Annotated in this window: 23 protein-coding genes; 11 read left to right on the plus strand and 12 right to left on the minus strand. The window is 71.5% G+C overall.

Going from position 1 to position 21,796, the window contains the following annotated elements; genetic code table 11:
* Positions 1 to 3 precede the first annotated feature (3 nt).
* The 3 genes from ACZ601_RS01780 to ACZ601_RS01790 are packed head-to-tail and all read left to right on the plus strand — an operon-like array spanning position 4 to position 3,544.
* On the plus strand, positions 4 to 1,263 hold the full coding sequence (locus ACZ601_RS01780; protein WP_469531992.1) for a lycopene cyclase family protein: 1,260 nt from the start codon (positions 4 to 6) through the stop codon (positions 1,261 to 1,263).
* The gene (locus ACZ601_RS01785) at positions 1,260 to 1,988 is read left to right on the plus strand and encodes a class I SAM-dependent methyltransferase (protein ID WP_469531994.1); all 729 of its coding nucleotides are present in this window, start codon (positions 1,260 to 1,262) and stop codon (positions 1,986 to 1,988) included. The genes ACZ601_RS01780 and ACZ601_RS01785 overlap by 4 nt, the downstream gene beginning before the upstream one ends.
* Positions 1,985 to 3,544 carry an FAD-dependent oxidoreductase gene (locus tag ACZ601_RS01790; protein ID WP_469531996.1) on the plus strand — a complete coding sequence of 520 codons (1,560 nt, stop codon included), beginning with the start codon at positions 1,985 to 1,987 and terminating at the stop codon, positions 3,542 to 3,544. Before ACZ601_RS01785 ends, ACZ601_RS01790 begins: the two co-directional genes overlap by 4 nt.
* A gap of 75 nt (positions 3,545 to 3,619) precedes the next feature.
* Here the strand turns inward: ACZ601_RS01790 and ACZ601_RS01795 are convergent, their stop codons facing one another.
* From ACZ601_RS01795 to ACZ601_RS01810, 4 genes are read right to left on the minus strand one after another with little or no spacing between them, the layout of a single operon-like run.
* Entirely contained in the window at positions 3,620 to 4,636 is a 1,017-nt protein-coding gene (locus ACZ601_RS01795; RefSeq protein WP_469531998.1) for a DUF5914 domain-containing protein, read from the minus strand.
* Entirely contained in the window at positions 4,633 to 5,655 is a 1,023-nt protein-coding gene (locus ACZ601_RS01800) for a phytoene/squalene synthase family protein (protein WP_469532000.1), read from the minus strand. The genes ACZ601_RS01795 and ACZ601_RS01800 overlap by 4 nt, the downstream gene beginning before the upstream one ends.
* Positions 5,642 to 7,177, minus strand: coding sequence for a phytoene desaturase (locus tag ACZ601_RS01805; protein WP_469532002.1), 1,536 nt, complete (start codon positions 7,175 to 7,177; stop codon positions 5,642 to 5,644). The genes ACZ601_RS01800 and ACZ601_RS01805 overlap by 14 nt, the downstream gene beginning before the upstream one ends.
* Entirely contained in the window at positions 7,171 to 8,427 is a 1,257-nt protein-coding gene (locus ACZ601_RS01810; protein ID WP_469532004.1) for a polyprenyl synthetase family protein, read from the minus strand. The genes ACZ601_RS01805 and ACZ601_RS01810 overlap by 7 nt, the downstream gene beginning before the upstream one ends.
* A gap of 385 nt (positions 8,428 to 8,812) precedes the next feature.
* Here ACZ601_RS01810 and ACZ601_RS01815 point away from each other — a divergent pair, with 385 nt between their 5' ends.
* Both ACZ601_RS01815 and ACZ601_RS01820 read left to right on the plus strand, forming a co-directional pair.
* Positions 8,813 to 9,424: a Dps family protein gene (locus tag ACZ601_RS01815; RefSeq protein ID WP_469532006.1), complete on the plus strand. Its 612-nt coding sequence runs from the start codon at positions 8,813 to 8,815 to the stop codon at positions 9,422 to 9,424.
* Positions 9,425 to 9,488: 64 nt separating this feature from the next.
* Positions 9,489 to 9,884, plus strand: a complete 396-nt coding sequence (locus ACZ601_RS01820) for a Rid family hydrolase (protein WP_469532008.1) — start codon at positions 9,489 to 9,491, stop codon at positions 9,882 to 9,884.
* A 13-nt stretch (positions 9,885 to 9,897) separates the two neighbouring features.
* Here ACZ601_RS01820 and ACZ601_RS01825 read toward each other — a convergent pair whose 3' ends face one another.
* Positions 9,898 to 10,863 carry a pirin family protein gene (locus ACZ601_RS01825; RefSeq protein ID WP_469532010.1) on the minus strand — a complete coding sequence of 322 codons (966 nt, stop codon included), beginning with the start codon at positions 10,861 to 10,863 and terminating at the stop codon, positions 9,898 to 9,900.
* Positions 10,864 to 11,005: 142 nt separating this feature from the next.
* Here ACZ601_RS01825 and ACZ601_RS01830 point away from each other — a divergent pair, with 142 nt between their 5' ends.
* Entirely contained in the window at positions 11,006 to 11,377 is a 372-nt protein-coding gene (locus ACZ601_RS01830; RefSeq protein ID WP_469532012.1) for a tetratricopeptide repeat protein, read from the plus strand.
* Positions 11,378 to 11,472: 95 nt separating this feature from the next.
* On the plus strand, positions 11,473 to 11,979 hold the full coding sequence (locus tag ACZ601_RS01835) for a GNAT family N-acetyltransferase (RefSeq protein WP_469532015.1): 507 nt from the start codon (positions 11,473 to 11,475) through the stop codon (positions 11,977 to 11,979).
* Between the two features lie 89 nt (positions 11,980 to 12,068).
* Here ACZ601_RS01835 and ACZ601_RS01840 read toward each other — a convergent pair whose 3' ends face one another.
* Positions 12,069 to 12,842: a CbtA family protein gene (locus ACZ601_RS01840; RefSeq protein WP_469532017.1), complete on the minus strand. Its 774-nt coding sequence runs from the start codon at positions 12,840 to 12,842 to the stop codon at positions 12,069 to 12,071.
* A gap of 29 nt (positions 12,843 to 12,871) precedes the next feature.
* Complete coding sequence (locus ACZ601_RS01845; RefSeq protein ID WP_469532020.1) at positions 12,872 to 13,087, minus strand: CbtB domain-containing protein; 216 nt, start codon at positions 13,085 to 13,087, stop codon at positions 12,872 to 12,874.
* A 261-nt stretch (positions 13,088 to 13,348) separates the two neighbouring features.
* Here ACZ601_RS01845 and ACZ601_RS01850 point away from each other — a divergent pair, with 261 nt between their 5' ends.
* Positions 13,349 to 14,014, plus strand: a complete 666-nt coding sequence (locus ACZ601_RS01850; protein ID WP_469532022.1) for a histidine phosphatase family protein — start codon at positions 13,349 to 13,351, stop codon at positions 14,012 to 14,014.
* Positions 14,015 to 14,210: 196 nt separating this feature from the next.
* The gene (locus tag ACZ601_RS01855) at positions 14,211 to 15,113 is read left to right on the plus strand and encodes a glycoside hydrolase family 16 protein (RefSeq protein ID WP_469532023.1); all 903 of its coding nucleotides are present in this window, start codon (positions 14,211 to 14,213) and stop codon (positions 15,111 to 15,113) included.
* 227 nt (positions 15,114 to 15,340) lie between these two features.
* Here the strand turns inward: ACZ601_RS01855 and ACZ601_RS01860 are convergent, their stop codons facing one another.
* Together ACZ601_RS01860 and ACZ601_RS01865 are read right to left on the minus strand one after the other, a co-directional pair.
* Positions 15,341 to 16,465 (minus strand): PQQ-dependent sugar dehydrogenase, encoded by a 1,125-nt coding sequence (locus ACZ601_RS01860; protein ID WP_469532025.1) that lies wholly within the window; start codon positions 16,463 to 16,465, stop codon positions 15,341 to 15,343.
* A 227-nt stretch (positions 16,466 to 16,692) separates the two neighbouring features.
* Complete coding sequence (locus ACZ601_RS01865) at positions 16,693 to 18,132, minus strand: dihydrolipoyl dehydrogenase family protein (protein WP_469532027.1); 1,440 nt, start codon at positions 18,130 to 18,132, stop codon at positions 16,693 to 16,695.
* Between the two features lie 117 nt (positions 18,133 to 18,249).
* On the opposite strand from ACZ601_RS01865, the gene trxA reads away from it, so the two are divergent.
* Positions 18,250 to 18,621: a thioredoxin gene (gene trxA / locus ACZ601_RS01870; RefSeq protein ID WP_440573969.1), complete on the plus strand. Its 372-nt coding sequence runs from the start codon at positions 18,250 to 18,252 to the stop codon at positions 18,619 to 18,621.
* A 110-nt stretch (positions 18,622 to 18,731) separates the two neighbouring features.
* Here the strand turns inward: trxA and ACZ601_RS01875 are convergent, their stop codons facing one another.
* On the minus strand, positions 18,732 to 19,064 hold the full coding sequence (locus ACZ601_RS01875) for a hypothetical protein (RefSeq protein WP_469532029.1): 333 nt from the start codon (positions 19,062 to 19,064) through the stop codon (positions 18,732 to 18,734).
* A 58-nt stretch (positions 19,065 to 19,122) separates the two neighbouring features.
* Positions 19,123 to 20,142, minus strand: coding sequence for a LacI family DNA-binding transcriptional regulator (locus ACZ601_RS01880; protein ID WP_469532031.1), 1,020 nt, complete (start codon positions 20,140 to 20,142; stop codon positions 19,123 to 19,125).
* Positions 20,143 to 20,251: 109 nt separating this feature from the next.
* Here ACZ601_RS01880 and ACZ601_RS01885 point away from each other — a divergent pair, with 109 nt between their 5' ends.
* Complete coding sequence (locus tag ACZ601_RS01885) at positions 20,252 to 20,719, plus strand: type II toxin-antitoxin system PemK/MazF family toxin (RefSeq protein ID WP_440573972.1); 468 nt, start codon at positions 20,252 to 20,254, stop codon at positions 20,717 to 20,719.
* Between the two features lie 133 nt (positions 20,720 to 20,852).
* On the opposite strand, the gene ACZ601_RS01890 is transcribed toward ACZ601_RS01885, so the two are convergent.
* A complete protein-coding gene (locus tag ACZ601_RS01890; protein WP_469532033.1) occupies positions 20,853 to 21,674 on the minus strand; it encodes a TIGR02452 family protein in 822 nt (273 codons plus the stop codon).
* Positions 21,675 to 21,796 lie beyond the last annotated feature (122 nt).

The raw sequence follows: 21,796 nt of genomic DNA on the forward strand, positions 1-21,796 counted from the left end.
CCTGTGCTTCAGCCGGACGTCGTCATCGTGGGCGCCGGGGCGGCCGGGCTGACACTGGCCCATCAGCTGTGCGCGCCGACGGACGGTGCCCCCGTGTCGGTTGTCCTCGTCGACGCGCCCGAAGGACCGTTGCGGCCACCGCCTCGCACGTGGTGCTTCTGGGAGGCCGCCGGTGGCGCGTACGACGACGTGTTGTCCGCGTCCTGGGCGCGGTTGCGCGTGACAGGCCCCGACGGGGCGGAAACCGTGACGTGCCCCGATCCGTTCCGCTACAAGATGCTCCGCTCCGACGCCTTCGAGCAGTTGGTCCAGCGGTGGCTGTCGCAGGCGGCGGGCTTTCGCCGGTTGGAGGCGACGGTGACCGCGGTCGGGGACGCGCCCGGGGGCGGTGGCCGGGTGGTCGCACGCGACGCCCGGGGCGGGCGGATCCTGCTGCACGGGAGGTACGTCTTCGATTCGAGACCGCCCGCCCGGCTGCCGTCGGCGCGCACCACGCTGTTGCAGCACTTCATGGGCTGGTTCGTCGAGGCCGACGAGCCGGTGTTCGATCCGGCCACGGCGGATCTGATGGACTTCCGCACTCCGCAGCCGCCGCGGGGCCTGTCGTTCGGATACGTGCTCCCGATGGGACCGCGCAGCGCCCTGGTCGAGTACACGCAGTTCTCGCGTGCGGTGCTGGACGCGCCGGGATATGAACGGGCGTTGCGTCACTACACCCACGATGTGCTGAGTCTCGGGGCCCATCGGGTGACCGCTGTGGAGCGGGGCGTCATTCCGATGACCGACGGACGTTTCCCGGTGCGGGTCGGCCGGTCGGTCTTCCGCATCGGGACGGCGGGCGGGGCCACCCGCCCGTCGACCGGCTATACGTTCGCCGCTGTCCAGCGCCAGAGCCGGGCCATCGCCGCGCGGGTACGCGGCGGAAGCCGGCTGCGGGTGGCATCGCCTTACGGAGCCTGGCCGCGCGCCATGGACGCCGTCATGCTGCGGGCGCTGGACAGCGGCCGGGTGGATGGTGGCGAGTTCTTCTCCGGCCTCTTCCGCACGGTCCCGGGAGAGCGGCTGCTGCGGTTCCTGGACGGTACGTCGCGCGGATACGAGGACGTCCTGGTCGGACTGCGCACGCCGGTCGCCCCGATGCTTCGCACCGTCGTCGAACTCCCTTTCAGACCGAAGCGGCAGGCTCCTGCCGTAGCGCGGCCGTGGCCCCTTCCCGGCGCTCCTGCCCGTACGCCTCCTGATCAGGAAACGAGCGTCCCATGACACTGCTGCGTGACGGCGACCTGTCCGCCGCGTTCGACCACGGCTCCCTCGCCTACGACCGGCTCACCTCGGTCAATCCCGGCTACCGCCGCGACCTGCGGCGCTCGGCGCGCAGACTCGGGCTGGCGGGCGGAGGCCGGGGCCTGCGCCTGCTGGATCTCGGCTGCGGAACGGGAACGTCGACCGCCGCGCTCCTGACGGCGGCACCGGATGCGGAGATCGTCGCGGTGGACGCGTCGGCGGGCATGCTCGAACGTGCCTCGGCCAAGCGCTGGCCGGCGAACGTCACCTTCGTGCACGCACCGGCGGAGGCCCTGCACCCCTCACAGGTGAACGGCCGCTTCGACGCGGTGTTCGCCGCCTACCTCTTCCGCAATGTGAGCGATCCGGACCAGGTGCTCGACGTGGTCCGTGAACTGCTCGTCCCGGCCGGGCGGCTGGCCGTCCACGAGTACACGCTCGGCTCCGGCCGCACGCAACGGGCGGTGTGGTCGGCGGTCTGCGGCGCGGTGGTGGTCCCGGCCGGGCGGCTCACCGGAGACACGGACCTCTACCGTCACCTGTACCGCAGCGTGCTGGAGTTCGACTCGGCCGCCGATTTCGCCGGCCGGGTACGCCGCTGCGGATTCGGTCATGTGCGGGTCCTGCCGCTGCCCGGTTGGCAGACGGGCATCACCCACACGATCGTCGCCCAGGCACCGAGCGCCGTACGGGAGCGGCCATGAGGTCCGCAAGGTCCGTGACGGACGGCCACCGTCGCGGCCGCGACCGGAGGGCCGTCATGCTCCCCGGACCCGGCGGTCGTGCCCGCTTCTCCGGTGACGCGCCCTCGGTGGCCGTGATCGGCGGCGGCATCGCGGGAATCTCCGCGGCGACACTGCTGGCCGAGCGAGGCGCGCGGGTGACGCTGTACGAGCGTGAGCCGGGTCTCGGCGGGCGGCTTGCGGGCCGGCCCACCGAGATCGCCGACGGGACCACGATCACGATGAGCCGCGGCTTTCACGCCTTCTTCCGTCAGTACTACAACCTGCGCGGCTTGTTGCGCCGGGTCGACCCGGGACTGCGTACGCTGACCGGGCTGCCCGACTATCCGCTGCGGCACAGCACGGGCCTGTACGACAGCTTCGCGCGGGTGCCCCGCACTCCCCCGTTCAGCGTCCTGGGTTTCGTCGCGCTCAGCCCGGCCTTCGGCCCGCGCGACCTGGTCCGGATGAGGCCGCGGGCCGCGCTGCCCCTGTTGGACGTGCGCGTGCCCGACGTGTACGAGCAGCTCGACGAGGTCAGCGCGCACGACTTCCTGACGCGCATCCGGTTCCCGGAGGCCGCCCACCATCTGGCCTTCGAGGTGTTCTCCCGCAGCTTCTTCGCCGACCCGCGAGAACTGTCGGCTGCGGAACTGGTGTTGATGTTCCACATCTATTTTCTCGGCTCCAGCGAGGGACTCCTCTTCGACGTGCCGGACGAGCCGTTCCCGCAGGCGTTGTGGGAACCGTTGCGGCGATACCTGGAGGGGCACGGCGCGCGGGTGCGCACGGGATCGGCGGTGGAGAACGTCACACCCCTGTCGGGCGGTGGGCACGATGTCACCGCCGACGGCCGGACGCGGCGCCACGACGCACTGGTCCTGGCCCTGGACACCGACGGACTGCGGAAGGCCGTGGCAGCGTCGCCCGGACTGGGCGACGCTTCCTGGCGTGCGAAGGTGGACGGTCTCCGGACGGCACCACCGTTCCTCGTCTCGCGGCTCTGGCTGGACCGTCCGGTGGCGCCGGACCGCCCCGGCTTCCTCGGTACCAGCGGCTACCCCCCGCTGGACAACGTCAGTGTGCTGGACCGGTGGGAGGGCGAGGCCGCCCGCTGGGCGCGCCGTCACCGGGGCTCTGTGGTCGAACTGCACGCCTACGCGGTCTCACCGGACGCGGACCGTGCCGGGGTGCAGTCGGCGGCGATCGAACAGCTCCACCGGGTCTACCCGGAGACGCGCAGCGCCCGGGTGGTGGACGTACGGCACGAATGGCGCGCGGACTGCCCGCTCTTCCCGGTCGGCGGTTACCCGCACCGGCCTGGCGTCCGCACGCCCGACCCGACCGTGACGGTGGCGGGTGACCTGGTCCGGACGGAGCTTCCGGTGGCGCTGATGGAGCGTTCCGCGACAAGCGGATTCCTCGCGGCCAACGCGCTGTTGGAGCGCTGGGGGGTGCGCGGTCAGACGCTGTGGACGGTGCCTCGGTCCGGCCGATCCGCGGTGCTGCGCGGGCTGTCCGCGCTCGGCACCCGGTGAGGAGGACGGCCGAAGCCGGGCGGCGCGCGGTCACAGCACCGCCCGGCAGGCCGTCGGGCCGGGCGCGCGCCGAGGTCAGCCCGGGAAGCGGCCGCTGCCGCGCAGTTCCCAACGCCGTTCGGCGTACGCGAGGTCGTCCCGCCACAGGCGTCCGGCGGAGGCCCGCATGAGCGGGCGGAGCAGCGGGGCCGCCGCGCGGGCAACGGCGAAACCGCGACGGTCGGAGGCGGCCAGGAGCGCCTCCGTCACCGCGGTCCGGGGCCTGCCCATGGGGTCGGGTCCCAGCGGCGTGGCATGGGATTCGACCGCGGACCCCCGGCCCTCGCCTTCCGTGATGTGCATGACGACGGTGCGTGGTTCCGGCGCGGTGAAGCGGGCGCGCACCGGTACCACGACGCGCCCCACGATCTTGAAGGACACGTCGACGGCGAACCCGTCCTCGTCCCCGTCGCCCTCACCGGAAGGCGTACCGGTCACTGTCAGGTCGACGAATGAGTACGGGTGGAACCAGGCGCCGTGCCAGGGGTCGAGGCGATTGGCCACCACGTCTTCCGGCTCGCAGACGCCGACACCCTCGTACACGGAGTCGACGGTGGCCCCCGCCGCCGGCCGGGGCGGGACGACCGGCCGCTCCAGCGGGGTCTCACCGCCGACGTGGTCGAGGCGCACCCAGGCGAGAACTCCGTCGTCGAAGGCCGGATAGGGCTCCCAGCCGGCGAACGGCTCACCGCTCAGGGCGAGTCCGTGCCAGTGACAGACCAGGGTGCCGCACCGGACGGGGCTGTCGCGCAGCGGCGCCCCGAGGTGCGGGCACGCGCCGGGGCCCGCGCGCAGACGGCCCGAGGCATCGCGCCAGGCGACCACTTCGCTGCCACCGATGGTCCGTCCGATCGACCGCTCGGCCGTGACGGCACGGGACGCCCCGAGGACGTACCAGTTGCCGGAAGGCCGGCCCAGCGCGCGCTTCAGCGCGTCCGCGATGACACCGGGCCTGGCGTCGCGCCAGGTCGGGGGCTGCCGGTCCCACGTGACGGCCGCGCTGCGCAGCCGCAGGGGGATCCGGTTCCGTGCGGTACGGCGGCCGCGGGTCATGCCACCTCCTCGCGGACCGGTGGGGCCAGGGTCTCGGGCGCCGGCGCGGCGCTCGTCGCGGGGCGGGCCGGCGAGGTGTGGCCGGCACCCGCTCCGGCCCTGGTGGCCAGGGCCCGTACCAGTCCGTCGAGGGCCACGGCCGCCCGGTTCAGTCGGGGCACCACTGCCCGTCGGTGCAGGACGGCGTAGCCGTCGTCCTCGATCGCGTCGAGGATGCGGCTGTAGAGGATGAACGCGGTACGGACGCACGGGCGTGAGCGGGGCGCGAGCAGGGCGAGACCGGGGAGCGCGTCGCGATAGACACCGCGGTTGTGAGCGGCCGCCGCTTGCATGACCCTGGTGATGCGAACGTCGCTCCGGCCGGTGGCCCTGCTCCATTCGAGGTAGTCCCGGTCCACTCCGTGCGCGGCCAGCAGATCGGCCGGCAGATAGAGCCGGCCTCGGTCGAGATCCTCCCCCACGTCCCGGAGGAAGTTGGTGAGCTGGAAGGCGACGCCCAGGGCGGCCGCGTACGGGGCCGCCTCGTCCTGCGGACCTTCGGTACCCAGCACCGGCAGCATCTGAAGACCGATCACGGCGGCCGACCCGTACATGTAGCGGCCGAGTTCCTGGTAGGAGGCGTAGCCGGTCACCGTCAGGTCGCTGCGCATCGAGGTCATGAAGTCGGCGAAGTGACGGTGGTCGATGTCGTGGACGGCTGCCGTGTGGACGAGCGACCGGATGACGGGCTCTGTGCAGGTGCCGCCGCGCAGGCCGTCGTCGAGGACTTCCTGGAGACGGTGCAGCGCGTGGGCGCGTTCGTCGGGGGTGGCGGCGCTGTCGAGGTCGTCCACGATGTCGTCGGCCCACCGGGCGAAGCCGTACAAGGCATGGACCGCTGGGCGCTTTTCGACCGGGAGCAGCCGGGTCGCGAGGAAGTACGTCTTGCCGTGCCGCGCGTTGAGCCGGCGGCACGCCGTGTACGCGGCGCGCAGGGCGGGCTCGTGGATGCCTGCCGCGTCGAGTTCACGAGGCGTCATGCGGGCCTGCCCTTCGGGAGGGGGGACGTGGACGAGGTCGGCCGGAGCGAGGACCGGTGATCCTCTCTGCGGCCAGCTTTCCCGAGATGAGCACGGTGGGCACGCCGACGCCCGGCGTGGTGCCGCAGCCGGCGAGCACGGCGTTCTCGGTGCCCCGTGGGAGGTTGCGCGGGCGGAAGGGCCCCGTCTGGGGAAAGGTGTGGGCGGCGGAGAAGGGTGTGCCGGCCGGGTGTCCCTGGGCGGTCCAGTCGATGGGGGTGACCAGGCCCTCCTCCTCGATCGCGGAGCCCAGCCCGGCCATTCCACGCTGTTCGAGCGTGGTCAGCAGGGTGTCGCGGTAGCGGGGTGCCAGTTGGCGCCACTCCCCGGTGCCTGGTCCGACGTCCGTGTTCGGGCACGGCGCCAGGATGTAGTGGAGGTGTTTGCCGGGCGGAGCCAGATCCGGGTCCGTCGCGGTGGGCCGGGTGATGAGCAGGGAGGGGTCCGACATCAGGGATCCGTGGGTGAGTTCACGGAAGGTCTCCTTCCAGGCCGCACCGAACGAGATGGTGTGGTGGGCGAGGCCGGGCCAGGTCCGGTCGGTTCCCGCGTGCAGGATCACCGCGGACGGAGAGTGGCGCAGAGCGAGGGGGCGGCGGGGGCTGTGGCCGAGCAATCGGTAGCTGACGGGCGGATCCGGCGTCAGGACGACGGCATCGCAGGCGATGCGCTGCTGGTCGGTGACGACGGCGGTGATCCGTTCTCCGGAACGCTCCAAACGGGTGACGGTCTGCCCGTAGTGGAACGCGGCGCCCGCCTCGGTCGCCGAGCGGGCCATCGCCTTCGGCAGTGCGTGCATGCCGCCCCGGGGGAAATAGACCCCTGCGACGGTGTCCATGTAGGCGATGACGGCGTAGGCGGCCAGTGCGCGGGCCGGCGGCACACCCGCGTACAGGGCCTGGAAGGTGAAGACCCGGCGCAGCCGTTCGTCCTTGATGAAGTGTCCGACGCGCGCGTCGAGCCGTCCGAAGCCTCCGAGGGCGGCGAGCCGGGCCAGGTCGGGGTGGAGGAGCTGGAGCGGGGAGTCGAAGTTCGTGTCGATGAACCGGCGCATCTGTACGGCGTAGAGGCGTGTCAGCCAGGTCCGCAGCCTGCGGTAGCCGACCGCTTCCCTGGCGCCCGCGAACTGCCCGACCGCGGCTTCCATGGCCGCCGGTTCCGTGTGCACGTCCAGCTGCGTCCCGTCGGCGAACCGTGCCCGGTAGGCGGGGTGGAGAGGGATCAGCTCCAGTCGGCCGGCCAGAGTGTGGCCGACGGCCGCGAAGGCCTCCTCGACCAGATCCGGCATGGTCAGCACGGTCGGACCGGTGTCCATGCGGTAGCCGCCGCGCTCCAGCAGCCCGGCTCTTCCGCCGGGCGAGGAGTCTCGCTCCACCACGGTGACCTGCCGTCCGGCGCCGAGCAGATGGAGAGCGGCGGAGAGTCCCGCCAGCCCGGCTCCGACCACCACCACGTGGTCGGTGGGGCCCTTCACGGTCAGCACCGGGCTGCGCCCCCTTCTGCCGGGCCGGTCGCGCCGGAAGGCGAGGAGGAGCCCGTCTCCGGGGCCGGGCCGGGCCGGGTCCTCGCTTCCGCCGATGGAGTCGGGCCGGCTCCGGTGACGCTTTCGAACAGGCCGAGCAGGCGGTTTCCGGCGTACGGCTCCACGGAGGCCTCGGCCAGGTGGCGCGCCGCGTGCTTCATGAGCCGGCCGGCTCTGTCCTCCATCTCGGCGCGGGCCCCGGTGGTCACGAGTACGTCGCGCACCTCGGTCAGGGTTTCGTCCGAGAGGTCGGCCCGGCCCAGGGCGTCGTCGAGGACGGCGCGCGCACCGCTGGTGCCGGCTCGCGACCGGGCCACGGCCATCAGGCAGGTCGGCTTTCCCTCGCGGATGTCGCCGCCCGAAGGCTTACCGGTCTTGCCGGGGTCACCGAAGACGCCCAGCAGATCGTCGCGGATCTGAAAAGCGAGGCCGGCGCACCGGCCGGCCGCCGACAACGCGCGAGTGGCGTCCTCCGTGGCGCCGGCCAGGGCAGCTCCCAGCGCCAGTGGACGGGCAACGGAGTACAGAGCGCTCTTCAGGTACGCCGTTCGCAGGGCACGGCCCTCGGACCGTGTGCCGGTGACCTGCCCGTGCAGGTCGAGGTACTGCCCGGCCACCATCTCGGTTCTCATCGCCCGCCAGACCTCCGACACGCGCTGCCTGGTCCCCGGGCGCATGGTCGTCTCCGCGACGGTGTCGTCCGCCCAGGCGAGAGCCAAGTCACCGAGGAGCACGGCAGCGGATCTGCCGAATGAGTCCCGCAGCTTCGGGCCGCATGAAAGGCCGGGGCTCTCCGCGAAGTCGACGTGCACGGCGGGGCGGCCCCGGCGCAACGACGAACCGTCCATCACGTCGTCCTGGACCAGCGCGCACGTCTGGACGAGTTCGACCGCCACTCCCAGGCGCAGCGCGGGCTCGACGTCCACGGCCTGTGAGCCCGCGGCGGTCGCGCGCATGCCCCACCAGATGAACTGGGAGCGCATGCGGCTCCCCCCGCCGAGGGTGAAGCCGGCGAGGCGGTCGGCGACGTCACGGGAGAAGACGGCGTCGATCGCGGCGGCCTGGTCGAGCTTCTCGCGGAGGACGGCCCGTGCTGTGCGCAGGACGGCACCGGCTACGTCCTGGTCCACCAGGCCAATGGCACCGTGCCGTGGCCCGGCCCCGTCGTGCGCCGGGTAGCGGCCCCGGCCGGCGTGAGCGGCACCGTCCATCGTCTCTGTCTCCGAATGCGGGGGGCCTTGGGAAAAGGACTGCGCCTTGGCCCGGCTTCGCAGCATCACCATGTCCTCCGGTCGGCGGGTTCGGCGCACTCCCACTTCTCATTCCGTACTGCGAGGCGTTCGGATGCACTGAATAACGAATTTCCGGCTATGGATAGGGCCGACCGGCCGTACGAGAGGACCAGGGGTTCAGGCGGTGGCCGAATACCTCTGCGTCCATTGTGATGCGTAAGCCGGTATTGATCTCGCAGGACACAGGGACCGGGTGTCTCCTTCACAACTGAACGGCGGTCCGCGCGCGACACAAACTACTTGGTTATGGATCAGACGGGAGGGGGAAGTGGAAATGACGTCATTCGACCGACGAAGGAGTGTCATGGCGGTTCCCAGTAATCCGCGCTACACCGTTCCCGGCCTCAGCGCCAAGGAGGGAAAGCAAGTTATCGCACTGCTGCACATGCGTCTGCACGCACTCAACGATCTCGCACTCACCCTGAAGCACATCCACTGGAACGTGGTGGGGCCTCATTTCATCGCCGTCCACGAGATGCTCGACCCTCAGACCACCGCGGTGCGGGGCATGGCGGATGCCGCGGCGGAGCGCATCTCCGCGCTCGGCGGTGAACCGCAGGGCACCCCCGGAGTCCTCGTCGCCGAACGTGACTGGAACGACTACAGCCTCGGCCGCGCCGACGCCCTGGCACACCTGGGCGCCCTGGACCTCGTCTACACCGGGGTCATCACCGACCACCGCTCGGCAGCGTCAGAGGCGGGCTCTCTCGATCCGGTCACAGAGGACCTTCTCATCGAGCACCTCCGTTCCCTGGAACAGTTCCAGTGGTTCGTCCGAGCTCATCTGGAGAATGCCACCGGCTCCCTCTCGACGGCCGGGAAGCGGACCGAGGAGCAGGCCGCCAAGGCAGCCTCCCCTGCCCGCAGGCCCACTGCCAAGCGGCCCGCCAAGAAGCGCGGAACCGCCAAGGCCTGAGCGTTACGCAGAGATTCCTGATGATTGCCTGTGTGCCCGCAATCTGACAGGAAAGGCGGGAGAGATGGACATTCACGAGATTGGTCCACGCATGGTGGGCGAGAGGCTGATGTACAACCGTGCGGTCCGGGTCGAATCTCCCCGGAGCTGGCTCTTTGTCTCCGGGCATGAAGCCCGCGACGACGACGGCGCCATCGCCTGGAAGGGGGACATGGCTGGGCAGATGAGGCTCGCCCTGCAACGGCTCGGGGAGACCGTCACCGAAGCAGGAATGACGATGGCGGACGTCGTACAGATTCGCGTCGTCACCACCGACCTGGCCGCCTGCAAGGCCCGCTACACGGTTCTCATGGACGAACTCGCCGCAGTCCACTGCCGTCCAGCCAGCCTCCTGGCCGAGGTCAGTGCCCTGTCCGACCCCGACATGCTCATCGAGATCGAGGCCATCGCGGTGAGCTGACCCGTCCCGCCGCTCAGCGCACACGCCCCCGGGGCTTCAAGGGCCCAGGAGGCAACGCCGGAGCGGGGAGCGGCGCACCGTCGTAGCCGCGTACGGCACCGAACCGATCACCGCCCGTCCAGTCCGCGCGAGCCTGCTCGATCTCCTCGTGCGAACGCCCCACGAAGTTCCACCACATGACGATCTCCTCCTCGAAGGGCTCGCCGCCCACGAGCATCAGGCCGGCGTCGGACTCCGCGCGCAGCGGGAGTTCGTCGCGGCCGCAGCCCAGGTAGAGCATCGAGCCCGGCAGGACGGGCACGCCGTCGACCTCGGCCTCGCCGGACATCGACAGCACCGCGTACTCGAAGTCGGGGTCGAGCGGCAGACGCGCCTCGGCGCCCCGGCTCAGGGCCAGGTCCGCGCCGACGATCGGGGTGTACGCGGTACCGGGCGAGGTCGCGCCGTCGAGATCGCCGAGGATCACCGTGGCGCTGAGACCCGGGGCGGTGACCGTCGGCAGGTCCGTGTGGTGCTGGAAGTGCGGCTCGGCATCGCGGTGGGCGTCCGGGAGCGCGACCCAGAGCTGCGCGCCGTGCAGCAGCGCGGCGTGCGACCTGGGGCTCTCCTCTGAGTGGCTGATCGCCCGGCCGGAGGTCATCAGGCCGAGTTCGCGCGGGCGGATCGTCGCCAGGCTGCCGAGGCTGTCGCGGTGCAGGACCTCGCCCTCGTGCAGCCAGCTGACCGTCTGCAGGCCCATGTGGGGGTGGGGCGGTACCTGCATCCCGGGCTCGTCGGTGATGTCGTCGGGGCCGTAGTGGTCCACGAAGGCCCAGGCCCCGACCATGCGGCGGCCGAGATTGGGCAGCAGTCTGCGGACCTCGGTGGACTCCCCGAGCTTCACGCGGCGCGGGGTGAGGAGCTCACGTACCGGTTCGGCCACGACGAAGCCGCGTCCTCCGCAGACGGAGGGGACGGCCTGGCGATCGAGATTGCTCATGGCGCTCAACCTATTCCCGTACGGGCCCGGTCCGATGGCACCGACGCCGAATATTTAGTGGAATGTTAAACCATCTCGGAGTGTTGTGGCGATTGACGCGTGCGGGACCGGCCCGGCGGCGAGCCTCGACCGAGGAGGACGAATGAGCGACACCTACTACGAGTTCGGAACGGCCGCCGAGCGGTGGGAGCGCGCGCAGTTCTTCTTCGAGTCGAAGGAGTACCTGGTCGCGGCCCGGATTCTGGGCGGGCTGGTCGAGGAGGTACCGGAGCAGGTCGCGCCGCGTCTGCTGCTGGCCAGGTCCTACTACCACTCCGCGCGGCTCGGCCGGGCCGAGACGGAGCTGCGGGCGGTGCTGGAACTCGATCCCGTCGAGCACTACGCCCGGCTGATGCTCGGACGCGCCCTGGAGCGCCAGGGGCGCGCGGCGGAGGCGGCGACGCACCTTCGGGTGGCGGCCGCACTGTCCGGGGACTTCACCCCGGCGGAATCCACCCCGGCCGGGGGCGAGTAGCCACCGGCCGGCCACCGTCAGCTCCGAAGCCGGCGGCCGGCCGGCGAGGATATCCGGGTGCGCGCCGCGCGGACCGCGTGATAGTCCACTGGGTCATGACCGCGCTCAGTACTCCACGCCTCCTGCTCCGCGCCATGAGCGCGTCCGACGCCGAGCACGTGGCGGCGGGCCGGCCGCCGGAGGGGGTCCGCTGGGCTGACGGGTATCCCTCCCCCGGTGAGCAGGCTGCGGCCACCCGGCTGCTCGGCACCTTTGCCGGCACCGGGGATCCGAGCCCGTTCGGCTCGTACGAGATACGGCTCCGGGAGGGCGGGCCGGTGATCGGCGGGATGGGGTTCCACGGAGCGCCCGACGAGGCCGGGCACGTCACGATCGGCTACGGGCTGGTGCCCTCGGTCCGGGGCATGGGGTACGCCTCCGAGGCGCTGCGGGCGCTGCTGCGGTTCGCCCGGGACCGGGGCGTCACCTGCGTGCACGGGGACGCCGACCTCGACAACATCGCGTCCCAGCGGGTCATGACGGCCGCGGGCATGCGTTTCGTGCGTCAGGACTCCGCGCTGAAGCACTACCGGGTCGACTGGGACGGGCCCGGCCCGGAGTGAGCCGGACCGGAACCGGAACACGGCGGAACCCGCGAGGTGAATCCTCGCGGGTTCCGCCGTGTCTCGGTCCGGTAGCGCCTCCGTGCGGGTCAGCGCGCGGCGGTGGCGGTCCGTTCCGACGTTCCGCTTCCGGCCGTCACGGCCTGCGCCCTCGGCACCAGCAGCCGCTCCGTGAGGTAGCCGAAGACCAGCCCGAAAGTGGTCCAGAGCGTGAACTGAACCGCGAGCGTGGCCAGTCTGAACTGCCACAGCAGGGTGGCCGGGAAGTCCCTTCCCACCTCGTTGAACGAGGGCAGGAAGGCGTAGGCGAGGCCGATCACCAGCACATAGCCGGCCGCCGCGGCGATCGTCGCGTTCCAGACGCCCAGTCGGGGAGCCAGCCGCCTGCCGAGGATGACGGCGGCGACGGCAAGCAGCACGCTGAGGGCGACCATCAGGAAGAACAGCGTGGTGCGTTTGCCGATGGTGTCGGGGTTGCCGACGGCCGGCGGATTGGCCGGGTACTTCAGGAACGGCACGACGTACACGGTCAGCAGAGCGGCGCCCGCGATCAGCGCCGCCGTGGCCCGCGGGCCGAACCGGCCCATCCGGCCGAGCGCGTAGCAGAAGACGAGTGCGGCGATGCCGCCGATGGCCACGCCGAAGACGAGCACGCCGGTGGCGAGGCCCGCGGTGGACTGCATGGTGCGGCTGACGAGTTCCTCGCCGCCGCCGTGATCGTGGCTGTGCGCCTCTTCGAGGGCGATGGCCGCGTCCACCCGGGACTCACCGAGGCAGTAGGCGACGATCAGCGCGAGCGCGCCCGCGATCAGGCCGGCCAGCATGCCGCGGACCAGCAGAGCTCTGACAGATATGGAGTTCATGAGGGATTCCCCTGGATCAGCCCGGTAGGTCAGTGGCAGGGGAAACCGAGCAGGTGGCGGCCGTCGTGGACCCACTCGTGCACGCCTGCGCCCGAGATGACGGAGGTGGCGCCCTGCTCGGCGCCGACGAAGTACAGCAGGATCAGCATGACGATGCCGAAGAAGACCGCCCAAGGGGCAATGACCTTCAGGGATATGGGGGTGATGGCGGGTGCGCCGGTGGTGGGGGCAGCAGTCTGTGCCATGGCAGAACCTCCTGTGGGAACACGCGTCCCGATCGTGGTGCCTGAGACGAAGGTGCTGGGTCTGACTTCCCGCACAGGTACGGGTTCACAGTGGCGCGACCGTGCCGGATTCTCACCGGGCTTCCGTCACACCGTCGTCATGTCGTCGCGACCATACCGCCTGGAAGCGGGGCCCGCCATGGCGCATCGAAGGTGCTGCGGAGCCCGGGTGCCATGGTGTGCTTGGCCAAGTGGCCACTGTTCAGGGAGTTGAGGGCGGTAATGACGGTACGGGTGATGTTGATCTCACCGGCGATGAACGCCGCGCTGCGCGAGGCCCGGTTCGCCGGCGACGCGCCGCTGGACGCGTCCGGTCTCCGGCAGGCCCGGTCCGCCGCCGGCGCCGTGCCCGCCGCGGACCGGTGCCTGCGGGGTCCGTCCCTGCGCTGTGCCGCCACCGCGGACGCCCTCGGGCTCCGGTCCGATCCCGAACCCGCCCTGCGCGACTGGGAGATGGGCCGCTGGTCCGGAGCACGGCTCACCGAGGTGGGCGCGGACGAGCCGGACGGGGTGGCGGCCTGGCTGACCGATCCGTCGGCCGCTCCGCACGGGGGCGAGTCCCTGCTGGAGCTGTGCGCCCGGGTAGGCGCGTGGCTCGACTCCTCGCACGGGGGACACGGGAGACACGGAAGCGGAGGGAGCGGAGGGAGCGGAGGGAGCGACGGCAGCGGGGGGAGCGACGGGAGTCACGGGGGCGACGACGGGCCGGTACTGGCCGTGGCCGAGCCCGCCGTGATCCGGGCCGCCACCGTCCACGCGCTGGATCTCCCGCCGCAGGCCTTCTGGCGGCTGGACGTGGCCCCGCTGACCGTCACGGAGCTCAGCGGCAGGTCGGGGCGGTGGAACCTGCGCTGCGGCCGGCCGCTCTCGCCGGAATCCGGGAACTGACACGCGTACCGCAGGGGCGGTGGGATCGATGCGTGCAAGAACTGTGGTCTGTGAGGAGCCTTGACACGCTCTTGGTTCACTTCTTAAATCACGTACTGAACTAAGGCCTCAACTCCCCCACGTGGCCGCCATGCCCCCACTTGTCATATGCATGGTGAGTCACATTTCCTCCGTCCCGTACGGAAAGGAAATCCACATGAGCTCCCCCCATCTGACCAGGCGCCTCCTGGTCTCCGCGCTCTCGGTTCTCGCCCTCGTCTCGGCCACCTCCAGCCTCGCTTCCGCCGCTCCTGTGCCCCTTCCGGCGGCACAGGGATCCGTCACGAACCAGGCGTCCGCAGCCGCCGCGACGTTCACCGACGACTTCGACGGAGCCGCCGGTTCCGCCGTGGACGGCGGCAAGTGGCAGATCGAGACCGGCGACAACGTCGACAACCACGAGCGGCAGTACTACACGGCGGGCAACAGCAACGCGGCGCTCGACGGCCAGGGCCATCTCGTCATCACCGCGCGCAAGGAGAACCCGAACAACTACCAGTGCTGGTACGGCACCTGCGAGTACACCTCGGCGCGGCTGAACACCTCGGGCAAGTTCACCCAGGCCTACGGTCATGTCGAGGCCCGGATGAAGATCCCGCGCGGCCAGGGCATGTGGCCCGCCTTCTGGATGCTCGGTGACGACATCGGACAGGTCGGCTGGCCCAACTCCGGCGAGATCGACATCATGGAGAACGTCGGCTTCGAACCCGGCACCGTCCACGGCACCCTGCACGGACCCGGCTACTCCGGCTCCGCCGGCATCGGCGCCGGATACACCCTCCCGGACGGCCAGGCCTTCGCCGACGACTTCCACACCTTCGCCATCGACTGGGCACCCGACTCCGTCACCTGGTCCGTCGACGGCAACGTCTACCAGCACCGCACCCCCGCCGACACCAACGGCAACACCTGGGCCTTCAACAAGCCCTTCTTCCTCATCCTCAACCTCGCCGTCGGCGGCTACTGGCCCGGCGACCCCGACGGCAACACCACCTTCCCCCAGCAACTCGTCGTCGACCACGTCCGCGTCACCACCAGCGACAACCAGCCGCCGGCCTGAGCGAAACGGTCCCGCCGGGCGGTCGCCCGGCGGGACCGCGTGCGCGCCCGCGGCTCAGCCGTAAGCCCTGGCGTCTGCCCTCTGCGCCACGGCCAGCGCGTCGATCTCGACCCGGAAGTCCGGGTGAACCACAGACCGCGAACCGCGACCCGCGGGGCCGGGGTCGCGGTTCGCGGTCCCGGCCCCGCGGGCCTCCCGGCTGTCAGTGTGCGGGGGACGTCATCGGCTCACGCCGGGTCGATGCGCGAGATGCTGCCGCCGATGGCGAGAACATACAGTTCGCCGTCGCCGCCCTCCACGAACGAAATGACCTCGCCGCCCTGGACTCCCAGGTCACCCTCGCCGGTGACCTCGCCGTTCTCGATCCGCAGGGTGCGGATCGTGCCGTCGCAGTAGTCGCTGAACACGTACTGTCCCTTGAGGTCGGCGATGGCATCGCCGCGGTAGACGTAGCCGCCGGTGACCGAGCAGCCGAGGCCGCTGCGGTCGTACTCGTGGACCGGCGGCACGTGATTCGCGGGCTCGGTACCGCCGCGGAAGGGGTGGTTGCCTTCCATCGAGGACCAGCCGTAGTTCTCGCCGCCCTTGCTGTCCGCGGGAGCCCAGTCGATCTCCTCCCAGTCGCTCTGGCCGACGTCACCGATCAGCAGGTCGCCCGTGCCCGCGTCGAACGAGAACCGCCACGGGTTGCGCAGTCCGTACGCCCAGATCTCGCCCCTCGCCGCCGGGTCGTCCACGAACGGGTTGTCCGCCGGGATGGCGTACGGGTCGCCGCCTCCCGGATCGATCCGCAGGAGCTTGCCGAGCAGCGTGCCGAGGTTCTGGCCGTTGCCGTCCGGGTCACCGCCCGATCCACCGTCACCGAGGCCGATGTAGAGATAGCCGTCGGGACCGAACATGATGTCGCCGCCGTTGTGGTTCGAGTACGGCTGGGTCTGTGTCAGAACGGTGCGCCGGGTGTCCGGCCGGATCGCGCCGCCCGCCATGGCGAACTCGTCCACGGTGCTTGTGCCTTCGAGGTCCGTGAACGAGATGTAGAGGTGGGCGAAGTCCGGGTCGAACGCGATGCCCAGCAGGCCACGTTCGCCGTCGATGGTGGTCTCGTCGGAGATGTCCAGGACCGGCTCACCGAGCCCCTGGTCATTCAGAACCCTTACGGTTCCCGCGCGTTCGGCGATCCAGACCGTGCCGTCCGGCCCGGCGGTGCCGGCGGACGGGCTCGTGGCCCGCGCGACTTCGTTGAGGACGACCGACGCCGACTGCTGCGGGGCGGCCGACGCCGAGGCGAGGGCCAGGGACGCGGCGAGACAGGCAGCGCCGACGATCGCCGTGATTCTGGTGCGTAATTTCACCGTGGCCTCCTGGAGGCGGTGAGTGGGGGGGAGGTTACCCGGCCGCTCGACGGAGAGCCGGCCGGGCATCGCGCTCGCCGGCGCGCAACCAGGGGTGGGGAATGGCGTGCCGCCGGCACGCACGAGGATAGAGGGACGGAACCCTCTTGGCCTAGACCACAGGAGAGATGACTCGCTCCGCCCGCCGCACCCGCACGCCCTTCACCGTCCGGCCTCGACCGCCGCTGCTACCCCCGGTACGCCTCCAGGAGCCGCAGCCAGATCTCGCTGATCGTCGGGTAGGCGGGGACCGCGTGCCAGAGCCGCTCGATGGGGACCTCCGCCGCGACGGCGACCGTCGCGGAGTGCAGCAGTTCGCCGGTGCCCGGACCCACGAAGGTGACGCCGAGCAGGATCTCCCGGTCCAGGTCGACGATCATGCGGGCGCGGCCCCGGTAGCCGTCCGCGTACAGCCCGGCGCCCGCGACCGCGCCGAGGTCGTGGTCGACGGCCCTGACCCGGTGGCCCGCCTGCTCCGCCTCGGCCAGGGTGAGGCCGACCGAGGCGGCCTCCGGGTCGGTGAAGACGACCTGGGGAACGGCGGCGTGGTCGGCGGTCGCCGCGTGGGCGCCCCAGCGGTCGGTCTCCAGCAGCGGAACGCCCTGGGCGCGGGCGGCGATCGCCGCTCCGGCGATCCGGGCCTGGTACTTGCCCTGGTGGGTCAGGAGCGCGCGGTGGTTGACGTCACCGACGGCGTAGAGCCAGCCGGTGCCCTCGACCCGGCAGCTGTCGTCCACCGTGAGCCAGGAGCCGGGCTTCAGGTGCACCGTCTCCAGTCCCAGTTCGTCGGTGCGCGGGGCGCGGCCGGTGGCGAAGAGGATCTCGTCGGCCTCGACACTCTCACCGTTGTCGAGCTCGACGGTGACCGGTCCGTCCGGGGCCGGGCGCCGTACGGCGGTGGCCGAGACGCCGAACCGGACATCGGCCCCGGCCTCGGTCAGCGCCTCCGCCACGAGCTCACCGGCGAACGGCTCCATCCGGGGCAGCAGCCCCGCGCCCCGGACGAGCATGGTGACCTGCGCGCCCAGGGCGCCCCACGCCGTGGCCATCTCCACCCCGACGACGCCCCCGCCGACGACCACGAGCCGTCCCGGCACCTCCTGGGCGCTCGTCGCCTCGCGGCTCGTCCAGGGGCGGGCCTCCGCGATTCCGGGCAGATCGGGGACCACGGCCCGGCTGCCCGTGCAGACGGCGACGGCGTGCCGGGCGGTGAGCCGCTGCTCCGTACCGTCGGGCGCCGTGACGGAGACCGCCTTCGTGCCGGTCAGCCGGCCGGTGCCCCGGTAGATGTCCGCGCCGATGCCCTCCAGCCAGGCCACCTGGCCGTCGTCCTTCCAGTGGGAGGCGAAGTCGTCGCGGTGGGCGAGAACGGCGGCGGTGTCGAGCGGGCCCTGTACGGATCCGCTGAGCCCGGGGACGCGGCGGGCCTCCGCGCGGGCGACGACCGGGCGCAGCAGGGCCTTGCTCGGCATACAGGCCCAGTACGAACACTCACCCCCGATGAGCTCGGACTCCACGATCGCGGCGCTCAGACCGGCGGCCCTGGCCCGGTCCGCCACGTTCTCACCCACCGGACCGGCCCCGATGACCACGACGTCGTACTCGACAGGCTCCACAGCATGTGTCATGAGGCCCATTTTGGTCGTGGGTGTGCGCGGCGGCCACATGGGCAGGCGGAATAGTGCAAGCACAGGCACCGTTGTCCGGGGACAAGTCCGCACGGGCACAGGAAGAGGTAGCAGAGCATGAGCACCGTAGAGCTCACCAAGGAAAACTTCGATCAGGTCGTCAGCGAGAACGAGTTCGTCCTGATCGACTTCTGGGCTTCCTGGTGCGGCCCGTGTCGGCAGTTCGCCCCGGTCTACGACTCGGCGTCCGAGCGCCACGCCGATCTGGTCTTCGCCAAGGTCGACACGGAGGCGCAGCAGGAGCTGGCGGCGGCCTTCGAGATCCGGTCGATCCCGACGCTCATGATCGTCCGGGACAACGTGGCGGTCTTCTCGCAGCCGGGCGCGCTGCCCGAGGCGGCGCTGGAGGACGTCATCGGCCAGGCCCGGAAGCTGGACATGGACGAGGTCCGCAAGTCCATCGCGGAGGAGCAGAAGGAGCAGAAGTAGGCGTCTCGCGGAAGCAAGCTCCCGGAAGCAGACGTCTCGCGGAGGCGCGCGAAGCCCGTCGGGGCCCGGCCGTGGACGGCCGGGCCCCGGTGCGTTGCCGGGCGGCGGACTCAGCCGTCCGTGTTGTTCTCGGGGACAGACGTCTCCGGGACGTGGTTGCCGGGCACGTGGTTGTCCGGGACGGGCTGCTCCGAGATCCGGGCAGTGAGTCCGTAGTCGAGTTCCGAGCCGTCGACGAGAATCGCCTCGACGGTGTGGGTCGCCGGGTCGATGTCGGCCACCATGCCCTCCCCGGCGTATCGCGGGTAGCCGGACTCGCCCGTCGCACCGGTCGCCGTCACGACCGCGGAACGGATGGTCCGCCCGGTGCCGGAGGCGTCCGCCCCCTTGGCGTCGCTGAACTGGGGGATCACCAGGATCTCGTAACTCTGCGGATGGCTCATGGTCATGACGCTAGGCAAGGGAGGTCCGCCGCGCACGTTGCCGCGCTGGCGGGTCCGTTCAGCTCGAATCGCGGTGGACGGCCCGCGCCCGCAGCAGGTCGTGGCGTTCGGGTTCCTTGCCCGGATGGCGTACCAGCCGGTCGACCAGATCGGCGAGCGGCTGCTCGGTGTCCAGTTCCATCCGTACGCTGCTGAGCCTGGGCCTCAGCAGCCTGGCCAGCATCAGGTCGTCCGCGCCGACCACCGCGGTCTCGCCGGGGACCTCGATGCCCGCGTCCTGCAGCGCCCGCATCAGGAGCATCGCGTGGAGGTCGTCGTGGGCGAAGACGGCGTCCAGGCCGAGTGTGCGCCAGCGGGCGGCGAGTCCGGCGGCCGATTCCTCGTCGTTACGCAGCGGCAGCGGCTCGATCCGGGCTGTGCCGGCGGCGGCCTGCCGGGCTCCCGCGAGTCTGGGTCCGGCGAACGGCGCGAGGCCCGGTTCCGCCGGCATCACCACGCCGATCCGGCGCCTGCCGCGTTCCAGCAGATGCCGGACGGCGCAGCTGCCGACCCTGCGCTGGTCCATGATCAGCGCGTGGGCTCCCGCCACGGGCTGCGGTCCGAGCGTGATCACCGCCTTGGCGCCGGAGCGACGGAGCACGGCCGCGCCCTGCGGGGTGAGAGGGACGGAGCCGGGGACGATGACGGCGGCGGGCCGGAGCTCCGCCCAGGCGCGGGCCGCCTCGTCGGCGTCCAGCCCGAGGGAGCCGTACTGGACCACGGTGTAGTCGAGGCGGCGCAGTCCGGATTCCAGCTCGCGCAGGAAGCGGTGGTGCAGGGGGCCGGAGGGAAAGCTCCCGGTGGGCAGCAGCACCATGCGGGAGTGTCCGGCGCGCAGGCTGCGGGCGGCCGCGTGCGGTACGTAGCCGAGTTCGGCGGCCGCGTCGCGCACCCGGCGGCGGGTCGGATCGCTGATCCGTACGGCCGCGTTGTTGTTCAGTACGTAGGACACGGTGGCCCGGGAGACGCCGGCCAGCCGCGCCACGTCGGCGCTGGTCGGGACGGGGCCTTCGGCGGGCTGCTCGGGTAACTGAATCATGGCGTCGGGCAGTCTTACAGACCCGTCCGGTACGGGAACGCTCCGGCCCCCGTACCCGTTTCGCGGACCCGCTCCACGCGAGGGGCCGTGCGGGTTCTACGGTGTTGCGATGAGCATCCAGCACCGCAGCGACATCAATGACGGCTCGGCGGCCTCTCCCGGGCGCACCGGTCCCGGCGCCACCGCGGAGGCCGACCCGAACGGGGTGGGCCCGGTCCGTGCCACCTACGCCCCCGACCGGGACGGCGATCCCGACCCCGGCGAAATCGTCTGGACCTGGGTGCCGTTCGAGGAGAACGACGGGCGCGGCAAGGACCGCCCGGTTCTCGTCGTGGCACGTGAGGAGGCGGGCACCCTGCTCGCCGTACAGCTCTCCAGCAAGCAGCACGACCAGGACCGCGAGTGGGTGGCGCTGGGCGCAGGGCCCTGGGACAGCTCGGGGCGCCCGTCCTGGGTCGACCTGGACCGGGTGCTGCGGGTCCACGAGGACGGGATGCGGCGCGAGGCGTGTGCCCTGGACCGGGACAGGTTCGACCTGGTCGCCGGGCGGCTCCGGGAGCTCTACGGCTGGAGGTGACGGTGCGGCGGCCCGTCACTTCCACGGCGTCCCTCGCGCGGGCGTGCCGGGCCGCGGACCCGAACGGCCGAGGCGGGCCGTACCGGATGACGTCGAAGCCTATGGCTCAACGTCAGGGTGAGGGTTGACTCATTTATCCGAATGCGCGATCGAACGCGGCCCTGATGGGCGATTCCCCGTCGCGGTCGAGGATGCCGAAGACGATCTGCTCGAAGTGGCCCGCGAACCGGCCGTCGTCGGCGAGCAGAGCGCGGAAGACGCCCGCCACCTCCGCCGGATCGTTCTGGAAGACGCCACAGCCCCAGGCTCCCAGCACCAGCCTGCGGTATCCGCGCACCGTCGCGACCTCCAGCACCCGCTCGGCCCGTGCGGCGAGCGCGGCCCCGACGAGGTGCGCCGAGCCGGGATCCGTACGGCGGATCACCCCGGCGTTGGGCGCCGGCGAGGTGAGGAATCCCGCCACATACGGGGCGCCGAGGAGCCGGCCCCGGTCGTCGCGGAAGACCGGCACGCCCGGTGAGTGGATGACCCGGTCGGTGTAGAAGGGGCTGCGTTCGGCCCGGTGGTGCGCGTAGAACTCCGGGGCCCTGCGCAGCGTGGCGTAGAGCGCGGAGCCCCGGCACAGTGCTTCCTCCTGCGCCTGGGCCCCGTTGAGGTATCCGCCACCGGGGTTGCGGGCGGAGGCGTAGTTCAGGACGGCGACCTTGCCCGGCCGTTCGCCGGTCATCCGGGCGGCAGCCTCAAGGCTGCTCTCGCCGGTGACCTCGAAGACCGGTGTGCGGTCGTGGTCCAGCGACGCCACCGGCACCGGCTCGGGGCCGTACAGCCTGGTACCCGAGAGGGCGGCTGTCAGCGCCCGTTCGATGCTCACTTCCCGCCCTTGCGGCGTGCGGTAGAACCCTGCCTCGACGATGGACTCGGTCTCTCGCGCGATGCCGCGCAGCCGGGCGCTCACCGGCCCTCCCCCTTATGGTGCATACGGGGCATGATCGACGCTCCAGCGGTTTGGACGCAACCGAATTTCTGACGCACAGGGGCACCCTTGTGCGAACTCCCGACAGGGGTTTGGGTAGGACG

It is taken from the genome of Streptomyces sp. NPDC104307, assembly GCF_055584045.1.